This window comes from Helicobacter mehlei (genome assembly GCF_007280785.1).
Lineage (GTDB): Bacteria > Campylobacterota > Campylobacteria > Campylobacterales > Helicobacteraceae > Helicobacter > Helicobacter mehlei.
In genome coordinates this window covers 1-24505 of record NZ_VKGC01000001.1, presented here as the reverse complement: position 1 = coordinate 24505, position 24505 = coordinate 1, and the positions used below count along the sequence as shown (strand labels likewise).

Below are 24505 nucleotides of genomic sequence, written 5' to 3'. Positions count from 1 at the left end.
AGCAATTCACAAAGTAATTAAATAATTTTAGTTAGCATACAAGAGTCTCTTTCATTTTTTAAAGGAATCTTGTTATGGAACACCAGCACCACAAGCTCAATCTCTTTGACATCCGCTGGATGTGGTCGATGTTTGGCACCGCCATTGGAGCGGGGATTTTGTTTCTACCCATTAAAGCGGGCACACATGGCTTTTGGCCTGTGGTGGTGATGGCAATCTTGAGCTTTCCAATGACTTGGCTTAGCCATCGGGCGTTGGCGCGCTTTGTGAATGCGATAGGCAATGAGGATATCACCCATGCTGCTACCCGCTTGGGCAGAAAGGCGGGCTTTGTGATCACCCTCATGTATGTGTTTGCGCTCTACCCCATTTGCCTGGCTTATGGTGTGGGGATCACCAACACCGCCGAGTCCTTTTTTGTGCACCAATTAGGCTTGCATTATTTTGAACACAACCGCTTTTTTTTGGCTGAACATTTGATTACGGGCATGATTTTTGTGATGATCTTTAACACCACGGTGGTTACGCGAATCGCTAATGCTTTGGTCTATCCTCTAGCCTTGATCTTACTAGTCTTTTCACTTTATTTGATTCCTTACTGGAAGACCGCTATGATTACAGAAATCCCCACTTTTGCGGGTTTCTTTGCCGCACTTTGGTTCACCTTGCCCGTGCTCGTTTTTTCTTTTAACCATAGCGCGATCATCTCCACATTTGCCCAAGCCATCGAAAAGCGTTATGGCGCGCTCAAACATTTTAAAACCAACCAAATCGAATTGCTCAACACTTCTTTGCTCCTCTTTTTCGTGATGTTTTTTGTTTTTTCTTGTATTTTGTGCCTAGAGCCTAGCGACTTTGATAAGGCTAGAGAACAAAATATCCCCATCTTAAGCTATTTTGCTAACACTCTAGGTAGCCCCATTATTGGCTACGCCGGTCCCCTTGTAGCTTTTTTAGCGATCACCACCTCCTTTTTTGGGCATTATTATGGGGCTAAAGAAGGCTTAAAGGGCTTGGTGGTGCAAATTTTCACTAAGGATAAGCTCAACACCAAGAGGCATAAACAAATTGATGTTTGGATCACGCTCTTTTTGTGGATCAGCATCATCGCTGTCTCCTATTACAACCCAAGTATCTTGGGCTTTATTGAAAGTTTGGGCGGACCAGCTCTAGCCACGATCACTTTTATTTTGCCCATTGTGGCGATGTATTTATTGCCCTCCATGAAAGAGTTTAGGAGCCCTTGGGCAGATGGGTTTATTTTCTTAACCGGTGTGCTCACCGTTTTGAATGCTATTGTAGGGTTTTTGTAAGATCGATCAAAATGAGCAAGGAAAACTAATGACACAAATTCCTAAAACCCAACAAGAAATTTATAGCCAATCTATGAGTGCGATTTTTAAAATTGGCATTGGACCTAGTTCCTCGCACACCATCGGTCCTATGGATGCCTGTGTGCGTTTTTGTGGGCTTGTTTATCATCAAGGGCTCTTGGAACAAATGGCGCGGGTGTGTGTGATCTTGCATGGCTCTTTAGCCCTAACGGGTAAGGGGCATTTGACAGATTTAGCATGCGTGGTGGGTTTGAGTGGGATTAGTGCTAGGGAAGTGAGCGTAGAGCAAAGGCAGGCGATTATCCAAAAAGTAATCCAAGAAAAACGCATTTTATTTGCCCAAACCAAGGAATTACCCTTTGACTTGCAACAAGATATTATCTTTGATTCGCAAGCACTAAATTTGCATGAAAATGGCATGGTGGTGCAGGCATGGGATCATCAAGACGAGATTTTGATTCAAGAGGTTTATTATTCTACCGGTGGGGGGTTCATCTACACCCAAGAAGAATTACAAGCCAAGAAATCCAGCACCACGCCCAGCAAGTACACCCCCTTTGATTTTGATAGTGCCAAAGAGTTGGCTCAAATGTGCCAAGAGCAACAAACCTCGATCGCTAACATTGTGCGCCAACATGAAAATGCGCTATTTGGAGAGGGGTATGCTGATTCGTATTGCTTGGAAGTTTATCAAGCAATGTTGGCGTGCTACAAACATGGCATCCAAGCCCAAGAGAAACGCCTGCCGGGCTGTATTGGCATGGATCGCCTCGCCCCCTCCATCCAAGAACGCTTGGCCAAAAACCCTCAAGAGGGCAAAGACCCGCTAGCTTTAGTGGATTACATCACCCTATATGCGCGTGCGGTGAGCGAAGAGAATGCCAGCGGAAACAAGGTTGTAACCGCACCCACCAATGGGGCTTGTGGGGTTGTCCCAGCCGTGTTGCTCTATTGCCAAAACCATATCAAGCCCCTAAGCCCAGAGGCAATCGTGGATTTCTTGCTCACATGCAGTGCCATTGGTTATTTATATAAAAAAAATGGGTCGATCAGTGGGGCAGAGGCAGGGTGCCAAGCAGAGGTGGGGGCGGCTTCTTCAATGGCAGCTGCCGGGTTTGCCTTTGTGCTGGGTGGCAGTGTGCGCCAAGTTTTAAGCGCAGCCGAGATTGCTATGGAACACCATTTGGGCTTGACCTGTGATCCGGTGGGGGGATTGGTACAAATCCCTTGTATTGAGCGTAATGTGGTGGGCTCCATCAAAGCAGTCGCATCCGCGCGCCTAGCTCTTGAGGATGGCTACCAAGCTAAGGTCAGCCTAGATGAGGTGATCTTAACCATGTATCAAGTGGGCAAATCCATTGATGTCAAATACCGCGAAACTTCCTTAGGAGGTTTGGCGTTGAATGTGCATATCCCTAGATGTTAATTTTGATATTTGGCTAGAGATGTGCTGGGGGCTCTGTGCCCCATCAATGACATGGGTTTTTAACCCCAAGATTTGGCATGCCCTCTCCAAGCGATCTTGGGTGCGCTCTAAAAATTCCACCCCCAAGGCTTCGATTGTATCCATGTTCTGCATTTTAGCTTGCCATCTCTGCTCTAGAGTGGCGTGATCCAAGCGCAAGAAAAAAACCATGTCGGGCACAATCTCTAATAACCCGTGTTGGCGGTGCAACTCTAGGGCGTGTTCTAAGCTATAGGGGGCATAAGCTAGTCCTGAGATGAGAGAGCGATCGCTAAAAATGAGCTGGTGGGCGTTTGGTTTGAGCACTTGTTCCACATGCAAAGCCCGATCGGCTAAAAATAATAGGAATTGGGTTTGTGGCGGGAGAGCTTGGTGCAAAAGCATTTCTCTTAGAGCCTGCCCTAAGGGCGTTCCTCCCGGCTCTTTGGTAAAAAGGGCACTTGGGAATTGTTGCTTGAGGAGTGCTATTTGCGTGCTTTTTCCGCTAGCATCCACGCCTTCAAGTGCAATCAACATGGCATTTTTCCAAAATAAAACCAAGCACGCTGGGGGGCACGAGGTGCTGGATTTGTCCATGGTGGGTTAGGATACTGCGCACCACAGAGGAACTAATAAAGGCATTTTGCAAAGCCGGCATAAAATAGAGAGTCTCCAAATTGGGGTTTAAAGACTTGTTGGCATAGCCCATTTGGAATTCAAATTCAAAATCACTCAGCGCCCTAAGCCCCCTGATGATAAATTTACAGCCATGCTCTTTAGCCAAATTAGCCAAGAGCCCCTCAAAAGCCACACATGCCACGTTTTTTAAAGGCATGGTGGCTAGTTGCACCATTTGCAAGCGATCGGCTAGCGCAAACATGGGGTTTTTGGCACGCGACTTAGCCACCGCTACGATCACGCGCTCAAAAAGATCGCTACTCCTTTGGATAATGTCTAAGTGCCCGTTAGTGATCGGATCAAAGGTGCCCGGATAAATGGCTAACTTCACCCGCCCCACCTGCTATAAAGATCGTTGGCAATGCCCAGCGCATCGAGCCACTTACCCACCAAAAACAACTCCATGCTTTTTAAATCCTTGGGCTTGGTATAGTAGGTCAGCATGGGTGGGGCGATGATGGCGCGCTCTTTGGCTAGGATCAATAAATTATTAAGAGCGATGCTATTTAGAGGCAATTCCCTAGGGGCTAACAAAAGTTTTTGTTGCTCCTTGAGCACCACAGCCGCACAACGGCTTAGTAGGTCATCACAAATGCCATGCGCGATCTTGGCAATGATATTCAAACTAGCCGGGATAATGGCTAAAGCATGCAAGCCAAAACTGCCTGAGGCTAGGGGCGCGTCAATTTGGTGGTGCTGGAAAATACGAGGCACTCTTGGCAAGTCCAAAAGGGCTTGCTTTAAATCCAAGCCCATTTCTTGGCGCGCGACCTGTTTGGCATGGGGGCTTAAAATCACAAAAACTTCTATGCAAGCGGGTAGATTCTCCATAAAACGCAGAGCCAATTCTACCCCGCTAGCCCCACTAATACCCACAGCCAACTTCACAACACTTCTCCTTTTAATAAGCCCGTAATCTTAACCTGCACCACTCTTTTACTGCGGATATTCAAGGCTTGGATCACTTGATTTAACACACCATTTTCTAGGGCTTGCAAGGAGGTTTCTAAGGAAATGGGTCCCTCTTTGAGGGTCGCGCTAAAGATTTCATGTTTGTAGATTAAAATGCGTGGTCCCACTTTATCCACGCTCAACGTGGTATTAGCCCCTAAAAAACTACGCGCACTAGCATTACCAATATAAGAGCGATCAATGGGCAGGGCATTAAAATATTCAAAAGGCACGCTTTTAGCGTAAGTGTTAGTTGCATCTAGGTTTTGATCTTTTTTGAGCATGGTTTTGCTCTTATAGACTTGGATGTCGGCTAAAACTTGGTATTTGATCCACACCTGATGCCCCCTCTGCCCCACGCTCACCAAGCCATCTTTACGCAAAAATTGCTGGTTACGCCAGTTGATTACGGGTTCTGGATTTGTAAGATCGGCGATATTCCCACCTGCTATTTGCGCCTCCACGCCCCGCACGCTAAAGGTGTAATTGTGGTAAAACTGGCTGTAAGCTTGGCTGATCTCTTGTTTGATAGCCTCTAGAGGGTTTTCTTGCGCGCCAAGAATAGTAACCAAATAAAGAAACGCAAAAAATTTTTTAAACATGGTCATCCTCGGCTTTTTCTAAGATAGAGAGCACCAACCAATAGTCTTTAGAACCAAAGCGCACCAAAACTTGTTCTTGCTCGCGTACGATTTCTTGGATAGACCCCACCCCAAAATGCGGGTGGAAGACCCGATCGCCCACTTGCCATTGTGGGGATGTTAGTAACTTAGCCTCTTGTAAGAAACAAGAGGGTTTGAGGTATTCGTGTATCTGCCCAAAATACACACGCTCCTGCACGCAACAAATATACAGCTCCTCTTTAGCGCGTGTAATCGCCACATAGCCTAAACGCCGCTCCTCTTCTAAGTTGGCATTAGCATAGGGGAAAAACCTTTCCTCAAAGCCCACAATAAAGACGACACGGAACTCCAGGCCCTTAGAGGCATGCACGCTCATGCACTTGATTGCCTCTTGGTTGGTGGGGGTGGGGGCTTCCAAAATGCTTTGATCTAAAAAATCTTGCAAACTGGGCTTGGGATCATCTTGGAAGTAAGAGAGTAACATGCCCTTAAATTCCTCTAGATTTTCTAGGCGTTCCTCTATATTGTCTTTTAAAGTGCTTTGAATTTGGGTGCGTTTAAAAAGGGTGGTGGCAAATACTTGGGCATCTGCATAGGTTTGGATGCTCTGAACTTGGGTCTTTAAATCCAGGAGCAACTGGTAGAAGTTTTTCACGGCTTTAAGCACCTTGCTAGAGAGGGCATGGACTAAAAACCCTTGTTCTAGGGCTTGGTAGATGGATAGACTCTGTGGTTTGGTGGTGCCAATCAATATCTCCACACTATCCTTGCTGATCCCTCTAGCAGGCTTATTGATGATTCGCAACACGCTGGCATCGTCATGGGGATTGGCAATGGCGCGCAAGTAAGCCAGTATGTCTTTAATCTCAGCGCACTCATAAAAGCCCGTAGTGCCAATAATCTGGTAAGGGATACGGGCAAACTTTAAACCCTCTTCAACACTCTTGGCTAAATAGTTGAGGCGGTAGAGAATGGCAATCTCGCTATGGGGCACGCCCCTTTGGAGACACTCCAGCACTTTTTGCGTGATAAAATCATTTTCTTTGCTAGCATCGCTAAAACACAGGACTTCTAAATGCTGGTGTTTGTTCTTGCGCTTGTGGCTAAAAAGAGTCTTGCCATGCCGGTGCTGGTTATGCCCGATGAGCTCATTAGCACAGGCTAGAATGCTTTTAGAGGAGCGGTAATTTTGCTCTAGCTTGATCACGCGTGCGCTCTTAAAGTGATCGGGGAAGTTTAAGATATTGCTAATATCTGCCCCTCTAAAGCCATAGATGCTTTGATCATCATCGCCCACCACACATAAATTATCGTGCGCACTGCAGAGTAACTGGAGTAACTTAAATTGTAGGGGATTGGTGTCTTGGTATTCATCTACCATGAGATGTTGGTAGTGCTGGCTCACTTCATAAGCTAGACTGGGCGTGTGTTGCAAGATGGCATAGGGCAGGGCTAGTAGGTCATCAAAATCGACCCAATTTTCTTTTTCTAGGGTCTGTGTATAAATCTCAAAGGCAGATTGGACATGCGAGTAGCAATCCTGCAAAGCAATGAGGTGGTTTTTGATCTGGAAGATCATTTTAAGCAAATGCCCCAAAAAGGCACGATCCTCTAATTTAGAGTTGCCTTTAAGCTGTAAAAATTGGGGTCTAACCAAGCTAAGAGCCTCTTCAGGTTTGATGATCTTAAAATTAGCCTCGCGATTTAACAAGTGCATGTGCTGTTTTAAAAACAAGAGTCCAAACCGATGGAAAGTGCAAAGCATGGGCTGAGAGGTTTTGATCTGGCAGGTTTGCAACATGGACATCGCCCGTTGATACATCTCCCGTGCGGCTTTATTGGTGAAGGTTAAAGTGAGTGTATTTTGTGCGGGAATCCCCACTTTGGCTAACAAATAAGTTAGGCGCGTGGTCAAGGTTTTGGTCTTGCCACTACCTGCACCAGCTAGCACTAAGAGTGGACCCTCCACATGCAACACCGCTTTTTTTTGCTCGGGGTTCAAATCGGCTAGCAAGTTTTTAATACTCATGGGAAATCCTCTTGATTGGTGGGGGCTTTGATTTGGAAATCAAAATAGAGAGAGTGGAAATTGGGGCTTTTAATGCCTCTAAAGCTATTCAAACTGGCTTCTAAATTCCCGGCGCGCTGGTAGAGCAAGCCCAAACCATAGCGCACATCATAATTCCCGGGATACTTGGTTTTGGCAAGCTCCAAATACAGCGCGGCATCGCCAAAACGCCCCAAAGCCATATTTGCCAAGCTGGCTAAAGCTAGGGGTTCTACGCTCTTTTCATCCAGACTATCGATTAAATAATTCAAAATACTAGCTGCCTTTTGGTATTTCTTTTGGAAAATACTCGTCAGGGCTAACATGCGCATCAAATCTATGCTCAAATTCTGATCTTGAGAGACGCTCAAGCGGGCAGTCAATAAATCCTCCTCATAGCTTAAAAGCCCCGTGATAAAGCCCATGTAAATAAACATTTTGCGCGCCAATAAAGGGCCATGGAAGAGTTCTTCTAAATTGACTTTTTTGCTTGTTAAGAAAGCATAGACCCCTAACATTTGTTTGATATCTGCGCGGTATTTGAGCATCATTTCATAAAAAATATTGGTGAGCATATTATTAGGGTACATTTTTTTAAGGGCTACAAAACTATCCACTAGGCGTTGCTTGTCTTGTGCCTTGTTGGCATAAGCAATGTTGAGCGCATAGTAAATGGGCATGGGCTTATGCGCCTTGCTGATCCAAGAGAGATCATCGTTATTCACCCCATTTAAATACCCAATAAAGGAGCTTAAAAAATCGTGTTGGATCGAGTCGTGAAAATTGAGGGTTTGGAAGTCTTTGGTGAGTTGTTGCAAAAAGACAGCTGGATCTTCATAGGCAAGCTTGGCTGCCAAGACGGCAAAAATCCCCCCCAAGACATTAGCATTATCTAGGTAATAGGCTTTTTTAAAGTGGAAGCTCGCATTATGATAATCTTCTAGTTGGGCGTAGATAAGCCCAATATTGTAGTGACTAGTGGCACTATTAGGATTGGCTTCTAAGGCTTGTTTAAAATCATGAAGAGCGGCGCGCAAATGCCATTTACTCAAGTTTCTAAGACCATTGATGGTGTGTTGATCGGCTATCCCAATATTCTTGCCCTTTTGCAATAGTGTAATCGCCTTATCAAAATCTTGCTTGCCTGTGGTATCCACAAAAAAGACTCCCTCTTGAATCGATCCCAAAGCCTTTTTGGATTCGACTAGCTTGAAGGGCGCATAGTAAAACAAAATATGCACCACGGGCAAACCAATACTCCCCCTAAAATTAGTCTGCCAAAAGTCGCGTCTAATCATGTTGATGTCAAAAAAATGTGGGTTCAAAATAGGCTCTATGGGGTAGGTATCACTCAAGATTTTTTCTTTTTGCCTGTCTTTTTTGATTCCATGGAGCAACAAATCTAACATGCTACTGGCTACAGGTAAATCCCCAATTTTAAGCGCAATGATCTGCATGGCCAACAAGGCTTCCATATCTTGGGGGTAATTACTATTATAGCGGTGCAAATACTCTAGGGCTTGGGAGTAATTCCCCGTGCGTGCATAGAGCAACCCCAAAGATTTAAAGTCTTTGGCATTGGCAATGGGCTCTAAATGATAGATGGCGCGATCTGCATCGCCAAAGAGTAAAAACATCTTGGCACTTAGCCGTTCTCTAGCATCTCTAAATAAATCCGAATTGGGGTTAGTTAGTGCACTTAGGGCTTCAAAGTAGTGCCCACCATAGTAAAGCCCTAGCGCATAAACATAGGAGTAGATGGGTTGTTTTTCTAGCTGGTGGAGATTTTGCATGGTGAGTTTGAGATAGCGGGTATAAAGGTCCATGTTGTTCAGATAAAAAGCAGCCACCATCGCATCAATGGAACTCACACTGGTATTTTTTTTGGCTGCAATGGCACGATCAAAGGAGCGTAAAGCCTCTGTATAATTTTGCTGGCGCATTTGGATTACGCCCAAGTTGTGGTTGGCAATACTGGAGGACATTTGGGCGATGTAGTGGAAGATTTGCAAGGATTCCTCTACTTGCCCTTGATTGTAGAGCAAGTCCGCCTTTTTAATCAGCTCATTGATCTTTTCTTCATTGCTCAAAGGGATTCTGGAGGCACTTGCCTTGGGGGTGGGGAGATTTTCTAACACAAAATCTTCATTTTGTTCGATTTTGGTCAATCTCTCTAGGGGTGCTGATTTGCTCGCCTCCTCCATTTTTTCAGCACGCTCGTTTCTGTGGTGGATAACACTGAACGCCACAAGTGCCATGATGAGCAAAAACAAAAACCCGATGCCACCCAAAACAGAAATGTAGAGTCTGGGGCGACTTTTGAGATTTGTCCAATTCTCTAGCAAGGCTTCTTTTAATCTGGGTACAGGATTAGAACTAAATAAACCCTTGAGATTTTGTAGCCGCGCTACTAGGCCGGGCTTGGTAGGAGAAGTTGGCTCAGGTGGGGTTTGTTCAGGTGGGGTTTGATCCATATGCCAGCCTTATTGCAAGTAAGGTTTGAGGGCTTTGGGGATGGCAATACGCCCCTCTTGGTCTTGGTAATTTTCCATGATTGCCACCAAAGTGCGCCCCACCGCTAAAGAGGAGCCATTTAGGGTATGCACAAAGGCATTCTTTTTGTTTTCCTTGTAACGGATTTTGGCACGGCGCGCTTGAAAATCGCGGGTATTAGAAATGGAGCTGATCTCGCGGTAGCAATTTTGCCCGGGTAACCAAACTTCAATGTCTATGGTGTTGCTGGCACTAAAACCAATGTCCCCACTACAAAGTTGCACCAAGCGGTGGGGCAACTCGAGGGCTTTTAAAATCCCGCTAGCCGTTTGCACCATTTTAGCTTGCATAGCCTCGCTCTCTTTGGGGCGGGTGAGTGCGACCAATTCGACTTTATCAAATTGGTGCTGGCGGATGATCCCATGCGTGTCTTTGGAGGCACTCCCCGCCTCTTTTCTAAAGCAAGGCGTGTAGGTGGTCATTAAAATAGGCAACTCCTCAGCGGCTAAAATCTCATCAGCATAGAGATTGGTTAAACTCACCTCAGAGGTGGGGATCAAATACAGCTCCTCGCCCTCTATTTTAAACAAATCCTCTTTAAATTTGGGGAGTTGCCCCGTGCCAAAAAGGGTGGTATTATTCACCACGACCGGCACCGATACAATCTCAAAACCTTGGGAAGCGTTGTAATCGAGCATAAAATTAATTAAAGCCCGATTGAGGCGCGCGCCCTCCTTGCGCAACACACTAAACCGGCTTTTGGCAAGTTTCACGCCCCGTTCAAACTCAATCCAGCCATTGTTTTGGGCTAACTCGTGGTGCTCTTTGGGCGCAAAATCAAAGGTTTTAGGGGTTAAAATTTTTCCGATCTCTACATTTTGCGTTTCATCTTTGCCAAAGGGTGTTGCGGGGTCTAACAAATTAGGGATGGTGTGTAAGAGAGTGTCTAGTTGTTGTTCTAGGGCATTGACTTGTTCTTGGAGGGTGTTGATCTTGTTTTTATTATCCTCTAGAGAGGCTTTGAGCGTGCCTAAATCGGGGCTATTTTCTTTTTGCTTACTAAAAAAGAGTTTGGAGGTCTTGTTTTGGAACTCTTGGGCTTGCTCTAGGGTCAGTTTTTGGGCCTTGTACGCCAATAAGAGGGTTTTTAAATCCTCTAAAATTTGGGGGTCTAAAAAGCGTTTAGTTAAATTGGCACACAAACCCTCAAAGTCTTGCAATAACAATTTTTTATCAATCATGTTCTCTCCTGGTGTTGGGTTTTCTAAAACCCCATTCTTGTGCCCACGCATCTAGGTAATCTTTAGATACCTCTAGGTGCAACACGCCCAGATCGCCACGCAAACTATCCCCAATTTGCCCATTGGGCAGAGCCATAAAGCTATCGCCATAGAAATTCCAAGCGATATTGTGTTTTTGGGAGCTATGCTTAGGGTAGTAGCCTTGGCGCACCGATCCGATCCGATTGGCACGCGCGATGAGCATGGAATTACAAAAGGCACGCGCTTGGCAGAGCATACGCCATCTCTCAGAGGATTCAAAAGTGCTAGCGGTGCTGAGTAAGACAATATCTACGCCTTTTTGGTGCATATCCAACCAAATGCTATCAAAATGCAACTCATAGCCAAAAAGCGGGGCGATACGCAGATCTTCAAGTTCCACAATCAAGGGAGCGCGCCCCTTTGTCTTGGGGTTGGCAAAAAAGGCTTCTTCGTCCCAGTGGCTAAAATGGATGAGTTTTTGTTGGGGATAAAACTGGGTTTGTGAGGGGGATACCCATGCCATTTGTTTGATAAGCCCGCTGGATTCTTGCAAGATCAAGGGGGCGATCAGGTGCTGTTGGTGCTTGGTAGCGAGTTCTTGGAGCTGTTCTAGGCGCGCTTGAGAATGCTGGTGGATGGTGTGCGCTTCGCTTTCCAATAATTCCAAAAAAAAGGGGGTGATCACATACTCGGGGAATAAGATTAGGGCTTGGGGGGGCATTTTAGCCAAAGTCTTGCCCACAAACTCCAAATCAAAGCGCGCCATCTGCAAGATCACCAAGTGCATTAGAATTTCACCGCCAAAATACCCGATACGCTATTATAAACATAGTGGGTTTTTTCCACCACTTCCAAATCCACCAAACTCAATTCTTCCTCTAATTCAGAGGGGCTAATAAAATTATCAATGGAGGAGGGCAAATAGGCATAGGCACGGTAGTTACGGCTAATGAGCATGCCTAGTAGGGGTAAAATCTTAGCGGTGTAAAAGCGTGCCAGCGATCCTAGAATACCCGAGCGATCTTGACGCATAAACTCCAAAACCAGCAACACCCCCTTTTTTTTGAGTACACGGCTAAACTCTTGTAGGGCTAGTTTACGTTCTAAGATGTTGCGCAAGCCATAGGCGATACTCAAAAAATCCACGCTTTGATCCTCTAGGGTGCTCAAATCCTTAGCCTCTAGGCAATCCAAATAAATTCCTGCCCTCTGTTTGCCCAAGCCCTCAATCTTACTTTTGGCAATGGCTAACATTTCTCTAGAGGGGTCAATCCCCCTAATGCTAGCCACGCTCCCTTGCAAGCGCGCCACTTCTTTTAGAATGTGCAGGAGCATATCTGCCGTCCCACAAGCTACATCGGCGACCCTCAAATCTTGTAAATCCCCCTTAAAGGCATGGATGTATTTTAAAGCCCGTCTGATTCCATCTAAACGCCAGCGTTGATCCTGCTTGAAACTCACAATCCGATTGGTGGTATCGTAGGTTTTGGCAATGGCATCAAACATATAGATGATTTTTTGTTGTTTTTCTTCAATCCTAGACATTAAAAGAATTTCCCCACCACGCAAAAGACAATCACAATCATGCACAAAGTGGGCACTTCATTAATCAGCCGAAAAAATTTAGGGCTTTTATACTGCCCATCACGCCCCAACTCACGCATGAACTTTTTACACATAAAATGGAAATGCAACAAAATCAGCACAAATAATAATTTGACATGCAACCAGCCATGGTGAAAGAGTGCCAACCCGCCCAAAGCCCAAATCAGGGCAATCCCACTCAACACGCTCACAATCATAGCGGGCATGGCAATGTAATAGTAAAGCTTTTGCTCTTGGATTTGCACCACAGCGACAAATTCAGCGCGATCGCTATACTCGCGGTGATAAACCAACAATCTAGGTAAGTAAAACAGGGCTGCCATCCATGAGATCACCCCTATAATATGCACCATTTTAAGCCACACATACAAGTTATCCATCTAATCTCCTAATACTTTTTCTAAAAGTTCTGGGCTAGCCTGCAAACACACCCAAGCCCCTTTTTTGTCCAGACTCTGCTTTTTAAGCAACACGCCATGTTTTCTGGCCCGCGCGCTCAAAACCTCCAAAACAGGGTAGCTCACCCACTGGCGCACGCTTTGTGTGGGCTCAAAGGGCTTGGGAGATGCGTTTTGCAAACAGAGTTGCAAACTCTGGCTATAGGCTTTCATCAGCCCCCCCACCCCCAAGAGCACCCCCCCAAAGTAACGCACTACAATAATGGCACTCTCAATTAAATCCCCACGCCTCAAAATGTCTAGTAGCCCCCGCGCGCTATTTTTGGGCTCGCGATCTTCATGCAAGGCTTCTTGCAAACTTCCTTGTTCTAAGTGGCGGTAGGCATAGACAATATGCCTAGCTTTGTGGTGCTCCTTTTTGAGCTTTTCTAGGGTGCTTTCAAAAAGCGCATAGGGCACTAAAAAGCCCAAAAATACCGAGCCCTTAATTTGGTGCTTGGATTGTATTTCCACATCTACATATTGCAAAAACTCTCCTAGTGTTGCAAATAGATTTGCATGGTGGCATTTTCTAAGAGTAAATTTTCTTTATTGCGGGTCAGATTAAACACTCCTTGTAAATTACGATAAAAAGCTAACTCAAAAGCCATGAGCTTTTCATTGATACACACCTTGCGTGTCATGCCCTTATCCTCGACTACCAAATGATCATCATCGCGAAAACTATAACTCACAAAATACTTATTACAATAAATAATCCCATAGATTCGCAACTGCTTTTGATCAAACTCTACATGCCCCATAGGCGTGTTTTTGAGTTTGGTATCCCTCAAATGCGCCCGATTTTTCCTAATATCTGCTTGTAAATTCCCTAAATCTGTTTGGATCATCGATCCATCGGGTTTAATGGAGTCCAAATGCAAATCCTTGATTTTGGCTTGCAATTCCTCTTGCAAGACATCTAGGCGATCTTTAGGATAAACATCGTCTAGATTGGGCGATTCATCTGAACTGGGATGGGATATTTGGGCTTCTAAAATGAGGTCTTTAAAGTCAAAAACGTTCCCGCCCAAGACAACCCGCACAATGCGGTAGTCATTGTATCGGAAACTTTTATCAAAAAAGCGCACCACAACACAGCCAGCTAATAACACGCTCAAACCCACACCTGTTAAAACCATCGCCCATTTATGCAAAAGATGCCACATCCCACTAGCTAAATGGGCTAAATTATAATCTGATCTTCTTTAAACTTCCGTATTAAGCCTTTCATAAGTCTATTTATAGAAGAATTGGGTTTATTTTCGCTGCAAAGTTTGACGATGCTCTACTACTTGTATCCGTGGTTTGGGATTAATATTTTCCAATATCTCACCTTCCGTGCCGGGATCGCTTTCTTTTTGAGTTTTATCGCTTGCATTTACGCCATGCCCAAGTTCATCACATGGGCCAAAAGGAAAAAAGCCAGCCAACCTATTTCCATGTATGTCCCCCACCAAAACAAGAAAGACACGCCCACGATGGGTGGGGTGATCTTTGTAGGCACGACCTTGGCCGCCTCACTCATCAGCGCGCGTTTGGATAATCTCTTTGTGTTGTTGGGTCTTTTGACTTTACTTGCCTTTAGCGCAGTGGGCATGCAAGATGACTACACCAAAATTAACCGCAAGAGCAATGCGGGTGTTACTTCGCGCTATAAATTTGCGGTGTTGCTGGCTATTGCGGTGTGCATCTCAACCGCCCTTTACTTTTTGCTTGACAATAAAAGTTTTTACTTGCCCTTTTTCAAACGGGCTTTATTTTCTTTCCATGATTACCCTGTTTTACTTGTCGCCTTTTGGTCATTGGTTTTTGTCGCCACCTCTAATGCGGTGAATATCACCGATGGGCTAGATGGCTTAGCCACCGTCCCTAGTATCTGTGTGCTTTTAAGCTTAAGCGTCTTTATTTATGTGGTGGGCAATGCCGAATTTAGCAAGTATTTACTTTATCCCAAGGTGAGCCACAGCGGAGAGGTGATGGTGATTGCGGCTGCTTTGATTGGCTCACTTTTGGGCTTTTTGTGGTTTAATGCCTTCCCTGCTGAGGTGTTCATGGGCGATAGCGGGAGTCTAGCTATTGGGGGCTTTATTGCTTACATGGCGATCATCACCAATAATGAAATCTTGTTAATTTTAATGGGCTTGGTCTTTGTGCTAGAAACGGGCTCGGTGATCTTGCAAATCACCAGCTACAAGACTCGTAAGAAAAAGATTTTCCGCATGGCACCCTTGCACCACCATTTTGAATCCAAAGGCTGGCCAGAAAATAAAATCATTTTACGCTTTTGGATCATTGCAATCTTAAGTAACATTGTGGCGTTGTTGAGCCTTAAAGTGCGTTGAGGATTTACTATGCTATTGTTCGGCCATGCTATCATCCTAGAAAAGCAGAACGGAGTGCCATGATCTCGTTATTAGGCTATGGGCAGACTAACCAAGCTCTTGCAACCTACCTTAACAAAAAGAGTATCCCCTATCGCGCCTACGACGACAAGACTCTAACCCCTTCTTTAGATACCCACCACAAACAGCTACTCCCCTCCAAGATGTTTAACCCCTATGAATCCCGCTTAGAGATTGTCAGCCCGGGTATCCCCTTTGATCACCCCCTCGTAATGGCTAGCAAACACCTAGTGAGCGAATACGACTACATTTACACCCTTTGGCAAACCAATCGTTCTAGCCTAGATTTCCCCACCACTTTTTTTATCAGCGGAACCAATGGCAAGACCACCACCGCACGCATGCTAGGCTTGCTCCTAAAATCCCATAATGCTCAAGTAGGCGGGAATATTGGCGTGCCCCTCATCGATCTTTACACCCAAATTAAAACAGAGCAACACAAACCCCCCTTTGTGTGGGTGTTAGAAACCAGCTCTTTTAGTTTGCACTACACCCAGCGTTTTGCACCCCATTTTTATATTCTCTTGCCCCTAGCTCCCGATCATCTAAGCTGGCATGGGAGTTACGAGCACTATGTGCATGCCAAACTCAAACCTTTAGAATTGATGAGCCCCAAGGCGGTTGCCCTTTTGCACGCCGATCTGCAAGATCACCCTTATATCAAAGATTTAAGAAATCCCCCCCAGCTCCTCTTTTATGAAAACTCCGCCCATTTAGCCCAGCTCATGGGGCTCGATCTCTCCTGTGTGCGTTTTGAAGAGCCTTTTTTACTTGATGCGCTTTTGGCTTTGAGTGCGGCTAAACTTTACAGTGGCGTGGCTAATTATGAATTGATTAACTCCTATGCGATCCAACCCCACCGCATTGAGGTTTTTACAGACGATCAAGGTCATATTTGGGTTAATGACAGCAAGGCGACCAATGTAGATGCCACCCTAAAAGCCTTGGAGCGTTTCCAAGATCGCTATGTCCATTTGATCTTGGGCGGGGACACTAAAGGAATTGATCTAACCCCCCTTTTTAAGACTCTAGCCACCTTGCAAGTAACTATCTATGTTATCGGCGTGAGCGCGCCGGTGATCATGCAAATGGCTAAGCAATACCATATCCGCGCCCTTTTATGCCAAGAGCTTAAAATGGCCGTGCAGAACATTAAAGACAATCTCCAAACTGGGCAGATCGCCCTACTCTCCCCCAGTGCAGCTAGTTTGGATCAATTTGTCTCTTACAAACATCGGGGCAATGCCTTTAAAGAATATGTGCTAGGATCATGATGCGCTTTACTCTCTGGCTGTTTTTAAGTTTGTTTGTAGTCTTGCGTGCCGATGATGATGCGGATTTAATCGACTTGCACTTACTCTTAAAGCAAATCAACCAGATTAACCAAGTCATCAAACGCTACCAAGCAGACCCTAACAAACGCTCTGAAATCTCACTTTATAGTGATCAAAAAAACGATCTCATCCACACCTTCACGCTCAAGTTACTAAATAATCAAGAACACATCGGCTTTAACATCAAAGACAACCTCAAGCAACAAAAAAAGCTCAAAGAGGCTTTATTCAAAAATAGCGACAAGGACATTTATACCTATGTCCTAGACACTCTCCACCTCAAGAATTTAGAACTAGATGCCGACATGTATTATTTTTTAGAAAAATTGCGCACCTCCCTAGACTTTTTTAGCCAAGAAAAAGATGTAAAGAGCATCAGCACCTCCTATTTATTAAAACTTGAAGGGTATGCTACTAAAACTTATGTTGCCCCCTCTAATTTAGATGATTTCAAGCAACACAACTTCCAAGAGGTCCTAGACAACTACCAAATCAAGCTTAAAACCTATACTGAAGTGCTCCATTACATCCAAAAGCACCCCAGCCAAGTGCTCTCTAAAAATGTGATCTTGAGCATTAATCTCAAATGGATTTTAGAGCGCATCTCCCGCCTTATCACCCAAGTTTTCCCCAAAGCCAACGGCTTACAAAGTGCCAAGATTGTTTTATCCCTCGTGCTCCTAGTTTTTTTACTAGCCCTAAGACAACTCATTACCGCCCTTTTTGTCAAAGCCCTAGACTATGTCGTGCGTTTCACCCGCAAAAATGTTGCCGTACAACAAAAAATCCGCAACAGCATCATCGCCCCCATCTCTACTTTTCTATTCATCTACAGCTTTGATGTTTCTATTGACATTCTCTACTACCCCCACCCGACCCCACCCAAGTTTGCCATGTATTTGGGGGTGGTTTATATCCTCTTATTTGCTTGGCTTTTCATTGCGCTTTTTAAGGCTTATGGAGCAGCCCTATTAGCTAATTTGGCCTCCAAGAGCAATGGGCTTAGAAAAGAGGTGATCAACCTCATTTTAAAAATCGCCTACTTTTTTATCTTTGTGATCACGATCTTATGGGTGCTCAAGCAACTCGGCTTTGACATCTCGACCATCATCGCCTCACTAGGAATCGGTGGTTTGGCGGTGGCCTTAGCGGTTAAAGATGTCTTGGCTAACTTCTTTGCCTCCGTGATCTTGCTCTTGGATAACTCCTTTGGTCAGGGGGATTGGATTGTATGTGGAGATGTAGAAGGCACGGTGGTGGAGATGGGGCTTAGACGCACAACTGTTAGGGGCTTTGATAATGCCCTGTTCTTTGTGCCCAATTCGGAATTAGCCGGTAAATCGATTCGCAACTGGAATCGGCGCAAAGTCGGGCGGCGCATTAAAATGACCATTGGGCTAACCTATAGCTCCTCTAGGGAAGCCTTGCAAAAATGCGTGTTGGGGATTCGCACCATGTTAGAGCAACACCCCCACATCGCTAAAGCCGGTGACATGGATAGCACCTCTGAGCAACGCCTCCATGATGATCACCATGCCTTAATCATGGGCCGTCAAGACATCGTTTCGGTGAATGACTTGATGGGGTATAAATCTAATTTGTTTGTCTATTTAGATAGTTTTGGGGATAGTTCCATCAATATTTTCATCTATTGTTTTTCTAAGACCGTGATTTGGGGCGAATGGCTGGCTGTTAAAGAAGATGTTATTTTGAAAATCATGAAAATCGTAGAAGAATGTGGATTGAGTTTTGCTTTCCCTTCTCAGAGTATTTATGTGGAGAGCCTGCCAAAAGACAAGTCAAGTCTATCTTAGAGTGAGGTGATGCATGTTTTTCAAAAATCTCAAGTTAGGGGTCAAGACCGCTTTAACCACCTCAGTCATTCTAGTAGTCTCCTTTGTTGCCCTAGGCTTTTACTATGTCAGTGAGGCGAGCAAAATCTTAGTGGACAGGGCTAACCAATCTGTGCGGTTTTTGGCCGAGGGCCGATCTAAAAATATCGCCTTGGAACTTAACGATGTGCACCGCACCCTCGTCAATTACGCCAATTATTTTTCACAAGATGGTTACGCTTTTATCCAGAACTCCACGGCCAAAGAGCTTGAGGACAATGTGCGTAAGCTCTGTGAAAACAATGCGTTTGTCTATCAAGCCTTTTTGGTGATCATGCATGGAGGTAAGCCTGCCACAAGTTATGACTCCGTGCAAAAGAGTAATGGGGAGTTTGCATCCAATGTCAATAACCCCCTCATCCTGCATTCTAATTTGCTCCAGCAAGTCATCAGCACGCGATCGATGGCTAGAACCCTCACTGATAAACACGATCTGATGGAAGGTGTGAGTAGCTTTGGCTTTACCATTGCTGCCCCCATCTTTGATAGCCACAATAATCTTGTGGCAGTGGCTGGTCTCTATGTGAGCTTTGGATACATTCAGGATAAATACTTCCCCACCGACACGGGAGAGAATGGGTTTTTAATGGGTTCTAGAAATCGTATTTTTGCGATCAACAAAGATCACAGCTTGCAAGGAAAAGCCTTTACAGATGTCATGTTAGATCAAGAGGCCAAAAAGGTGGTTGCTTTCAGAGAAAAGGCGGAGGCAGATCAGACTCTCATCACCTCTTTTTATTCCAATGTGTTAAATGAGGAGATTATTTTGGCTTTGCACACCTTTAGACCCTTTAAAGACCCTAAAATGGGGCATAACTGGGTGATCGGATCGGTGATTTCCAAAGCCAAGGTTTATGGTTATGTGCGCCACACCCAAATGGTGATCATCGCTATTGGTTTGAGCGCGCTTTTAATCGCCATCATTGCCATGCACTTTTACATCCAAAGACAAATTGTGTGGCGGGTTAATCGGGTGGTGCAGACCTTAACAGGCTTTTTTAGATTGCTTAACCACGAGGAAAATGTAGAGGTCCAAATTTACAAATCCACCCAAAATGATGAGATTGGCTGGATGTTAGATGGCATCAATTCCAATATTGCCAAGATACAAAAAACCTTCCGTCATGATAACGATGCGGTTGTAGAAGTCACCCAGCTAACTTCTAATGTACAAAAAGGGATTATTGTCGCAAACAAAGAGCACGCCAGTGCTAACACCCCCAAACTTGCCGAACTCATCAAGGTCGTGCATGCGATGGTGGAGAGTTTGGAAAACAAGATTGGTTCTGATCTTAATAAAATTTTAGCGGTGGTGCATGCCTACCAAAAGCTTGACTTCACACCCCAAATCCAAGGGGCTAAAGGCGATGTGGAACTTTCCATCAACCAATTGGGCACAGAGATCACCAAAATGCTCACCACTTCCTCTGAGTTTGCCAATATGTTAAGCACAAAAGCCTTGAATTTGAAAGCGAGCATGGATAAACTCTCAGAGAGTTCTGCCAACCAATCCCAAGGGATCAAAGAGACCACGCAAAATATTGAAGTGATCACGCAAAATATTAGCGATGTGAGCTTGAAAAGCGATGAGATGATTGCACAAAGCCAAGACATTAAAAGCGTGGTGGAGATCATTCGAGACATTGCCGAGCAAACCAATTTATTAGCCCTCAATGCTGCCATTGAAGCTGCCCGAGCGGGCGAGCATGGGCGTGGCTTTGCCGTGGTAGCCGATGAGGTCAGAAAACTAGCCGAACGCACGCAAAAATCCTTGAGCGAGATTGAAACCAACATCAATGTCTTGGTGCAAAGCATCGCAGATAACTCCACTGCCATTAAAAACCAAGCCAATGCGGTGCAAGACATCAATAAAGCCATGAGTGCCTTTGATACCCAACTAGGGCACAATTTAGACATCGCCAAGGAATGCTTGGGCATTAGCCAAGACATCGAGCACATCGCTAATGATATTTTAGAGGACACCAGCAAGAAAAAGTTTTAAGATGGAAAATGTGAAAAAAGACCAAAATGGATTTGTTTTTAGAGCTTGCACAGCCTAATACAGATGGCTTTTCGCGCTGGGTGTCTGTGAGCGAGTTTAGCGGAAAATATCAAGAACTCCAGTTAGGCAATGGGGGTAGCTGGCTTCGCCCTAGTAGCTCTCTAGCTAAAAAATACAAAATAGAGGTTGATAAAAGCCAAAGTAGCGGGAACTCCATAGATCGTATTAGACTTGTAGGATTCAATACAAAACCCCAATTTAACCAAGCCATTAGAAAAGACATTGTAGATGCTTTAAAAAATAAACCCTGCGTGATGTGTGGTATTCGTGGCAATAGCGAGAATACTAAAATTGAAATTGACCATAAAGATGGCAGGAAGAACGATCTTAGGGTAGCGGATATTAAGAGTCAGAGACTAGAGGATTTCCAGCCCTTGTGTAAGGCTGATAACGATGCCAAAAGGCAGATTTGCAAAAAATGCAAAGAGACAGGTCAAAGATGGAATGCTGAACAAATCTCGGGGCATCTCTACTCTTTTTATAAGGGTGATGCGCATTATACAGAGAAACTTGGTTGTGTGGGTTGTTACCAGTATGACCCGGTAGCCTACCGCCAGGAATGCGCCAAAAGGATCGCTACAGAGGGTTTAAACAAAGCAAAGTGAATTACATTGGCTCTAAGCTTTCTCTAGCCCCCTTTTTATTGCACCATATCCAAGAGAGTTTGCAACACAGAGGGGTCGATTTGCAAGATTGCATTTTGATAGACGCTTTTGCCGGATCGTGTGCAGTGGGGCGGTTATTTAAAAACCGCGTCAAACAGGTGATTAGCAATGATTGCGAGTTTTATAGCTATGTGTTGGCTAAAAACTACATCGAAAACACCACCCCGCTTAAGCGCGCCTCTAAACTTTTAGAGCAACTCCAAAATCTCCCCCCCTTAAAGGGGAAAATCTACACCCATTACGCCTTAGGGGGAGGGCATTGCCGCCAGTATTTTAGCGATGAAAATGCCATGCGCATTGATGCGGTGCGCTCCCAGTTGGCACACTGGTTAGAACAAAAGCACATCAGCCCCAGCGAATTTTACTTTTTGCTCGCCTCCTTGCTCGAATCAAGCGACAAGGTCGCCAACACCGCCTGTGTCTATGGCGCATTTTTAAAAACCCTCAAAAAAAGCGCGCAAAAAACTCTACTTTTATCCCCCGCCCACTTTGATTTAAGCCCCAACCCCCACTATGCCCACCAACAGGACGCTCAAGAGCTTATCGCACACACCCCCGCTGATATTCTCTACCTAGACCCCCCCTATAATGCTAGAGAATATGGTGCCAACTACCACCTTTTAAACTCCATTGCCCTTTATGATGACTTCACCCCACAAGGTAAAACAGGCTTGAGGGATTACCAAAAATCGCTTTGGTGCAAAAAAAATAGTGTGGCGGGGGCTTTGGAGGCGATCTTAAAAAACGCACAAGCCAAATTTATTTTTATGAGTTACAACAACGAAGGCTTACTAAGCCTCAAGCAGATCGCCCAGATTTTCAAGCAACATGGCAAGTATAGCCTCAAAAGCCACCCATACACCCGCTTTAAAGCCAACTCCAACCCCCAACAGCACACCAAAACCACCGAATATTTGCATGTTTTGGAAAAATTTTAGTGTGGTGCAATTTAAGGGAAGCTGTGTTAGACCCCTTCCAAGGAGTTATATGTTTAATTTCACCCCCCTCCCCTCAAAGAAAAGATTAACCCAGCCCATCTCTTAGCGTGTGTGTTGGCTTTTGCCTCACAAAAAGGAGTTTGACATGCCTTGGCCATGGATTATTGGCGGTCTTGCCGTTGGAGCTATGTGGATTTACAAAGAATATTTTGATAAAGAGGATCCGCCCAAAAAAGACCCACCTCCACCCAAGAAAAAAATCTACCTGCTCTATGGCTTGAGCGGGGCAGGTAAAACGGAGTTATGCCGTGTTTTAATTGATCATAGTTTCAAGGGTGGTGGTTATGAGGCAACAGACCACCCCAACATATACAAGGGGGAAAATTTTGCCCTGACAGATTGCACAGGGAGCAACCCCCGTCTCAATAATGACTTTTTCAAAACAAAGGCTACAGACTATGATGAACACATTCTTGTCTATGTGTTTAGCGCAGTGGCGTATCTCAAAGAACAAGAGATTGCCACAAAAATAAAAGTCCAAATTGGAGCCTGCACAAAAATGGCGGACGATTTAAACGCACACAAGGTGTTCGTCCTCGGCACGCATAGCGCGCATAGCCCCAATAAGCAATATCCTAATTATGTGCCTAGCTCTAGTGAGCATAGCCGCATTATCCAAGATTTACAAGGTTTAGCCCCTATGCGTATCTTTGAGCTCAAGGACAAGCCCTATACAGAGATTGAAACATTCTTAGAGATTTCATGAGTGTCTATGCCTACATGCAAAATGCAGAGCAAAAACTCGTAGTGGTGCAAGATGGTAAAATATTGGAGGGAGAGGATCAAGCACGAGCCCTAGAGTTCATCAACCAAACTCTTTTAACACTCTTAGACAAGACAAAACTTGCAAAAGAGACTTTTATGATATGTGGGGGCAAGCGTTTGGCGCATTTAAAACACTCTAAGTCGAATCACGTTGGGCGGGTGTGTTACGCCATTTTGATCTACGATAACAATGAGAACCCGCATGTGATCGCTCCAAGCGCGCAAGCATTGGGCTTTGAGTCTGCAAAAATCCCTAGAAAATTCAAATGGTTATCATGCACGCTATACCAATTCTGGGCGTGGTTAAGAGACTTATTAAATACATTGAAAAGAAAAGGACAAAAATGAAAAAAGTGATTTTACTAGACAAAACTCAGGCGCAGGAATTTGAAGAAGCTAAAGAACTTTTTCCAAAAGAGATGCAGGCTTTTCAAGGCTATGAAACTAAAGAGGGCGCGTTAGTGTGTGCCACACAAACGATCGAACCCTCTAAAGAGGGTGCGTTGGTGGTGGCTGAATCGGACATCTTGCCCGGGCATTTCTATAAACTTGAGTCCTATCAAGAGGATTACCACAAAGACTTAGCGCATTTCTTGGGCATGCTCTTTAGCAAAATGGGCAAAGCGTATTTTGATTTTAGAGTTGTTAGAAGCCAAGAGGAATTTCAGAAAATGGAAGAACAAATGCGCACAGGGGGTGGTATAGGGACTGTTGTTGCTGGAGCCACCATGCAGACAGAATCGCAAAATATACAACAAACTAGAACACAGCAACAATCCACATTCACGCGTAAATCTGGCGATTTTGGGGGAAAATGCACGCCTAAGGAACTACAAGATTGGTTGGAACAAAGAGGGATCAACCACCAAGCCCTAGAAAAACTAGGCGTGGCTGAACTTGTAGATACCTTTTTGAGGAATGGAGAAATCAAAGAAGGCGGGCATTTAGAGGAGCATTACGAAATGGAAAAGATTTTTGAAGAAGCTAGCCACGCACAGGTGGATTTTCACACCCAGATTGGTACAAAGAAAGGCTTACAAAACTTTTTTGCCAAGGGGTTTTTAAATAAAATCGCTAGGCTAGATTTAGGCGTGCAGGCGGGCGGGTCGGTGGATTCTAAAAGCCAGTGCAAACGCTATGAAAAATACGCCCTATTTTATGCAGTCAAGTTTTAGACAAGAAGAGAAGATGCCAAAGAATGCCCCAGAGGGAAACGCAAGAGGGAGTCTAGATATAGAATCTGTCTTATCCACAGCGGGGGTTATCATCAAGGACGCATTGCCAGATACAATCCGCAAGCGTGTAGATACTCTATTGGCCACAAAACAGATCGCCCAAAATTTTTACGAGGAATTTTTAGAAACTTTTCCGGTTTATCGGGAAGGCGATGGAGTGAGCGAGCCAGAGATAGGCAGTGTATTATGGCACGATCTTGCCAATGCGTTTTCACACACGGGAATCTATGTGGGTGGGGGGCAGATTGTGCATTTGACCGGCAAATTTAATGGGA

At 44.9% G+C, this 24505-nt stretch carries 23 protein-coding genes and 1 pseudogene; 12 read left to right on the top strand and 12 right to left on the bottom strand.

Features of this window, described 5'->3' with window-relative positions; translation table 11 throughout:
- The first annotated feature begins 74 nt into the window (after positions 1–74).
- Together FNE76_RS00120 and FNE76_RS00115 are read left to right on the top strand one after the other, a co-directional pair.
- Positions 75–1313 carry an aromatic amino acid transport family protein gene (locus FNE76_RS00120; protein ID WP_120948165.1) on the top strand — a complete coding sequence of 413 codons (1239 nt, stop codon included), beginning with the start codon at positions 75–77 and terminating at the stop codon, positions 1311–1313.
- Positions 1314–1371: 58 nt separating this feature from the next.
- The gene (locus FNE76_RS00115) at positions 1372–2760 is read left to right on the top strand and encodes an L-serine ammonia-lyase (protein ID WP_185962946.1); all 1389 of its coding nucleotides are present in this window, start codon (positions 1372–1374) and stop codon (positions 2758–2760) included.
- Here FNE76_RS00115 and tmk read toward each other — a convergent pair.
- From tmk to FNE76_RS00055, 12 genes are read right to left on the bottom strand one after another with little or no spacing between them, the layout of a single operon-like run.
- Positions 2719–3315, bottom strand: coding sequence for a dTMP kinase (gene tmk, locus FNE76_RS00110; RefSeq protein WP_120948163.1), 597 nt, complete (start codon positions 3313–3315; stop codon positions 2719–2721). The genes FNE76_RS00115 and tmk overlap by 42 nt on opposite strands.
- Positions 3299–3787, bottom strand: a complete 489-nt coding sequence (coaD, locus tag FNE76_RS00105; RefSeq protein ID WP_120948162.1) for a pantetheine-phosphate adenylyltransferase — start codon at positions 3785–3787, stop codon at positions 3299–3301. Before coaD ends, tmk begins: the two co-directional genes overlap by 17 nt.
- Positions 3784–4344, bottom strand: coding sequence for a UbiX family flavin prenyltransferase (locus tag FNE76_RS00100; RefSeq protein ID WP_120948161.1), 561 nt, complete (start codon positions 4342–4344; stop codon positions 3784–3786). The genes coaD and FNE76_RS00100 overlap by 4 nt, the downstream gene beginning before the upstream one ends.
- Positions 4341–5009, bottom strand: coding sequence for a flagellar basal body P-ring formation chaperone FlgA (gene flgA, locus FNE76_RS00095; RefSeq protein ID WP_143928317.1), 669 nt, complete (start codon positions 5007–5009; stop codon positions 4341–4343). The genes FNE76_RS00100 and flgA overlap by 4 nt, the downstream gene beginning before the upstream one ends.
- Positions 5002–7059, bottom strand: a complete 2058-nt coding sequence (locus tag FNE76_RS00090; protein ID WP_143928316.1) for an ATP-dependent helicase — start codon at positions 7057–7059, stop codon at positions 5002–5004. Before FNE76_RS00090 ends, flgA begins: the two co-directional genes overlap by 8 nt.
- The gene (locus FNE76_RS00085; protein WP_120948158.1) at positions 7056–9551 is read right to left on the bottom strand and encodes a tetratricopeptide repeat protein; all 2496 of its coding nucleotides are present in this window, start codon (positions 9549–9551) and stop codon (positions 7056–7058) included. The genes FNE76_RS00090 and FNE76_RS00085 overlap by 4 nt, the downstream gene beginning before the upstream one ends.
- Positions 9552–9560: 9 nt before the next feature.
- On the bottom strand, positions 9561–10811 hold the full coding sequence (serS, locus tag FNE76_RS00080; protein WP_120948157.1) for a serine--tRNA ligase: 1251 nt from the start codon (positions 10809–10811) through the stop codon (positions 9561–9563).
- Complete coding sequence (locus tag FNE76_RS00075; protein ID WP_120948156.1) at positions 10804–11619, bottom strand: carbon-nitrogen hydrolase family protein; 816 nt, start codon at positions 11617–11619, stop codon at positions 10804–10806. Before FNE76_RS00075 ends, serS begins: the two co-directional genes overlap by 8 nt.
- Positions 11619–12377: a ubiquinone/menaquinone biosynthesis methyltransferase gene (locus FNE76_RS00070; RefSeq protein ID WP_185962938.1), complete on the bottom strand. Its 759-nt coding sequence runs from the start codon at positions 12375–12377 to the stop codon at positions 11619–11621. The genes FNE76_RS00075 and FNE76_RS00070 overlap by 1 nt, the downstream gene beginning before the upstream one ends.
- Positions 12377–12817 carry a protoporphyrinogen oxidase HemJ gene (hemJ, locus tag FNE76_RS00065; protein WP_120955765.1) on the bottom strand — a complete coding sequence of 147 codons (441 nt, stop codon included), beginning with the start codon at positions 12815–12817 and terminating at the stop codon, positions 12377–12379. The genes FNE76_RS00070 and hemJ overlap by 1 nt, the downstream gene beginning before the upstream one ends.
- Positions 12818–13363, bottom strand: a complete 546-nt coding sequence (locus FNE76_RS00060; protein ID WP_143928315.1) for a YigZ family protein — start codon at positions 13361–13363, stop codon at positions 12818–12820.
- Between the two features lie 8 nt (positions 13364–13371).
- Positions 13372–14016: an META domain-containing protein gene (locus FNE76_RS00055; protein WP_235852238.1), complete on the bottom strand. Its 645-nt coding sequence runs from the start codon at positions 14014–14016 to the stop codon at positions 13372–13374.
- Positions 14017–14157: 141 nt separating this feature from the next.
- Here FNE76_RS00055 and mraY point away from each other — a divergent pair, with 141 nt between their 5' ends.
- The 10 genes and pseudogenes from mraY to FNE76_RS08455 all read left to right on the top strand — a co-directional run.
- Positions 14158–15219, top strand: a complete 1062-nt coding sequence (mraY, locus tag FNE76_RS00050) for a phospho-N-acetylmuramoyl-pentapeptide-transferase (RefSeq protein WP_120948153.1) — start codon at positions 14158–14160, stop codon at positions 15217–15219.
- 59 nt (positions 15220–15278) lie between these two features.
- Entirely contained in the window at positions 15279–16553 is a 1275-nt protein-coding gene (gene murD, locus FNE76_RS00045; protein WP_120948152.1) for a UDP-N-acetylmuramoyl-L-alanine--D-glutamate ligase, read from the top strand.
- Positions 16553–18427, top strand: coding sequence for a mechanosensitive ion channel family protein (locus FNE76_RS00040; protein WP_185962937.1), 1875 nt, complete (start codon positions 16553–16555; stop codon positions 18425–18427). The genes murD and FNE76_RS00040 overlap by 1 nt, the downstream gene beginning before the upstream one ends.
- 1669 nt (positions 18428–20096) lie before the next feature.
- Positions 20097–20507 (top strand): methyl-accepting chemotaxis protein, encoded by a 411-nt coding sequence (locus FNE76_RS08760; RefSeq protein ID WP_407925300.1) that lies wholly within the window; start codon positions 20097–20099, stop codon positions 20505–20507.
- A gap of 26 nt (positions 20508–20533) precedes the next feature.
- On the top strand, positions 20534–21172 hold the full coding sequence (locus tag FNE76_RS00030; RefSeq protein WP_120948150.1) for a restriction endonuclease: 639 nt from the start codon (positions 20534–20536) through the stop codon (positions 21170–21172).
- On the top strand, positions 21169–22170 hold the full coding sequence (locus tag FNE76_RS00025; RefSeq protein ID WP_120948149.1) for a DNA adenine methylase: 1002 nt from the start codon (positions 21169–21171) through the stop codon (positions 22168–22170). The genes FNE76_RS00030 and FNE76_RS00025 overlap by 4 nt, the downstream gene beginning before the upstream one ends.
- Before the next feature lie 145 nt (positions 22171–22315).
- Positions 22316–22936, top strand: a complete 621-nt coding sequence (locus FNE76_RS00020; RefSeq protein WP_120948148.1) for a hypothetical protein — start codon at positions 22316–22318, stop codon at positions 22934–22936.
- A complete protein-coding gene (locus FNE76_RS00015; protein ID WP_120948147.1) occupies positions 22933–23343 on the top strand; it encodes a hypothetical protein in 411 nt (136 codons plus the stop codon). Before FNE76_RS00020 ends, FNE76_RS00015 begins: the two co-directional genes overlap by 4 nt.
- Positions 23340–24170: a hypothetical protein gene (locus tag FNE76_RS00010; protein WP_120948146.1), complete on the top strand. Its 831-nt coding sequence runs from the start codon at positions 23340–23342 to the stop codon at positions 24168–24170. The genes FNE76_RS00015 and FNE76_RS00010 overlap by 4 nt, the downstream gene beginning before the upstream one ends.
- A gap of 13 nt (positions 24171–24183) precedes the next feature.
- Positions 24184–24505 (top strand): annotated as a pseudogene (locus FNE76_RS08455) (lecithin retinol acyltransferase family protein); the annotation flags it as partial.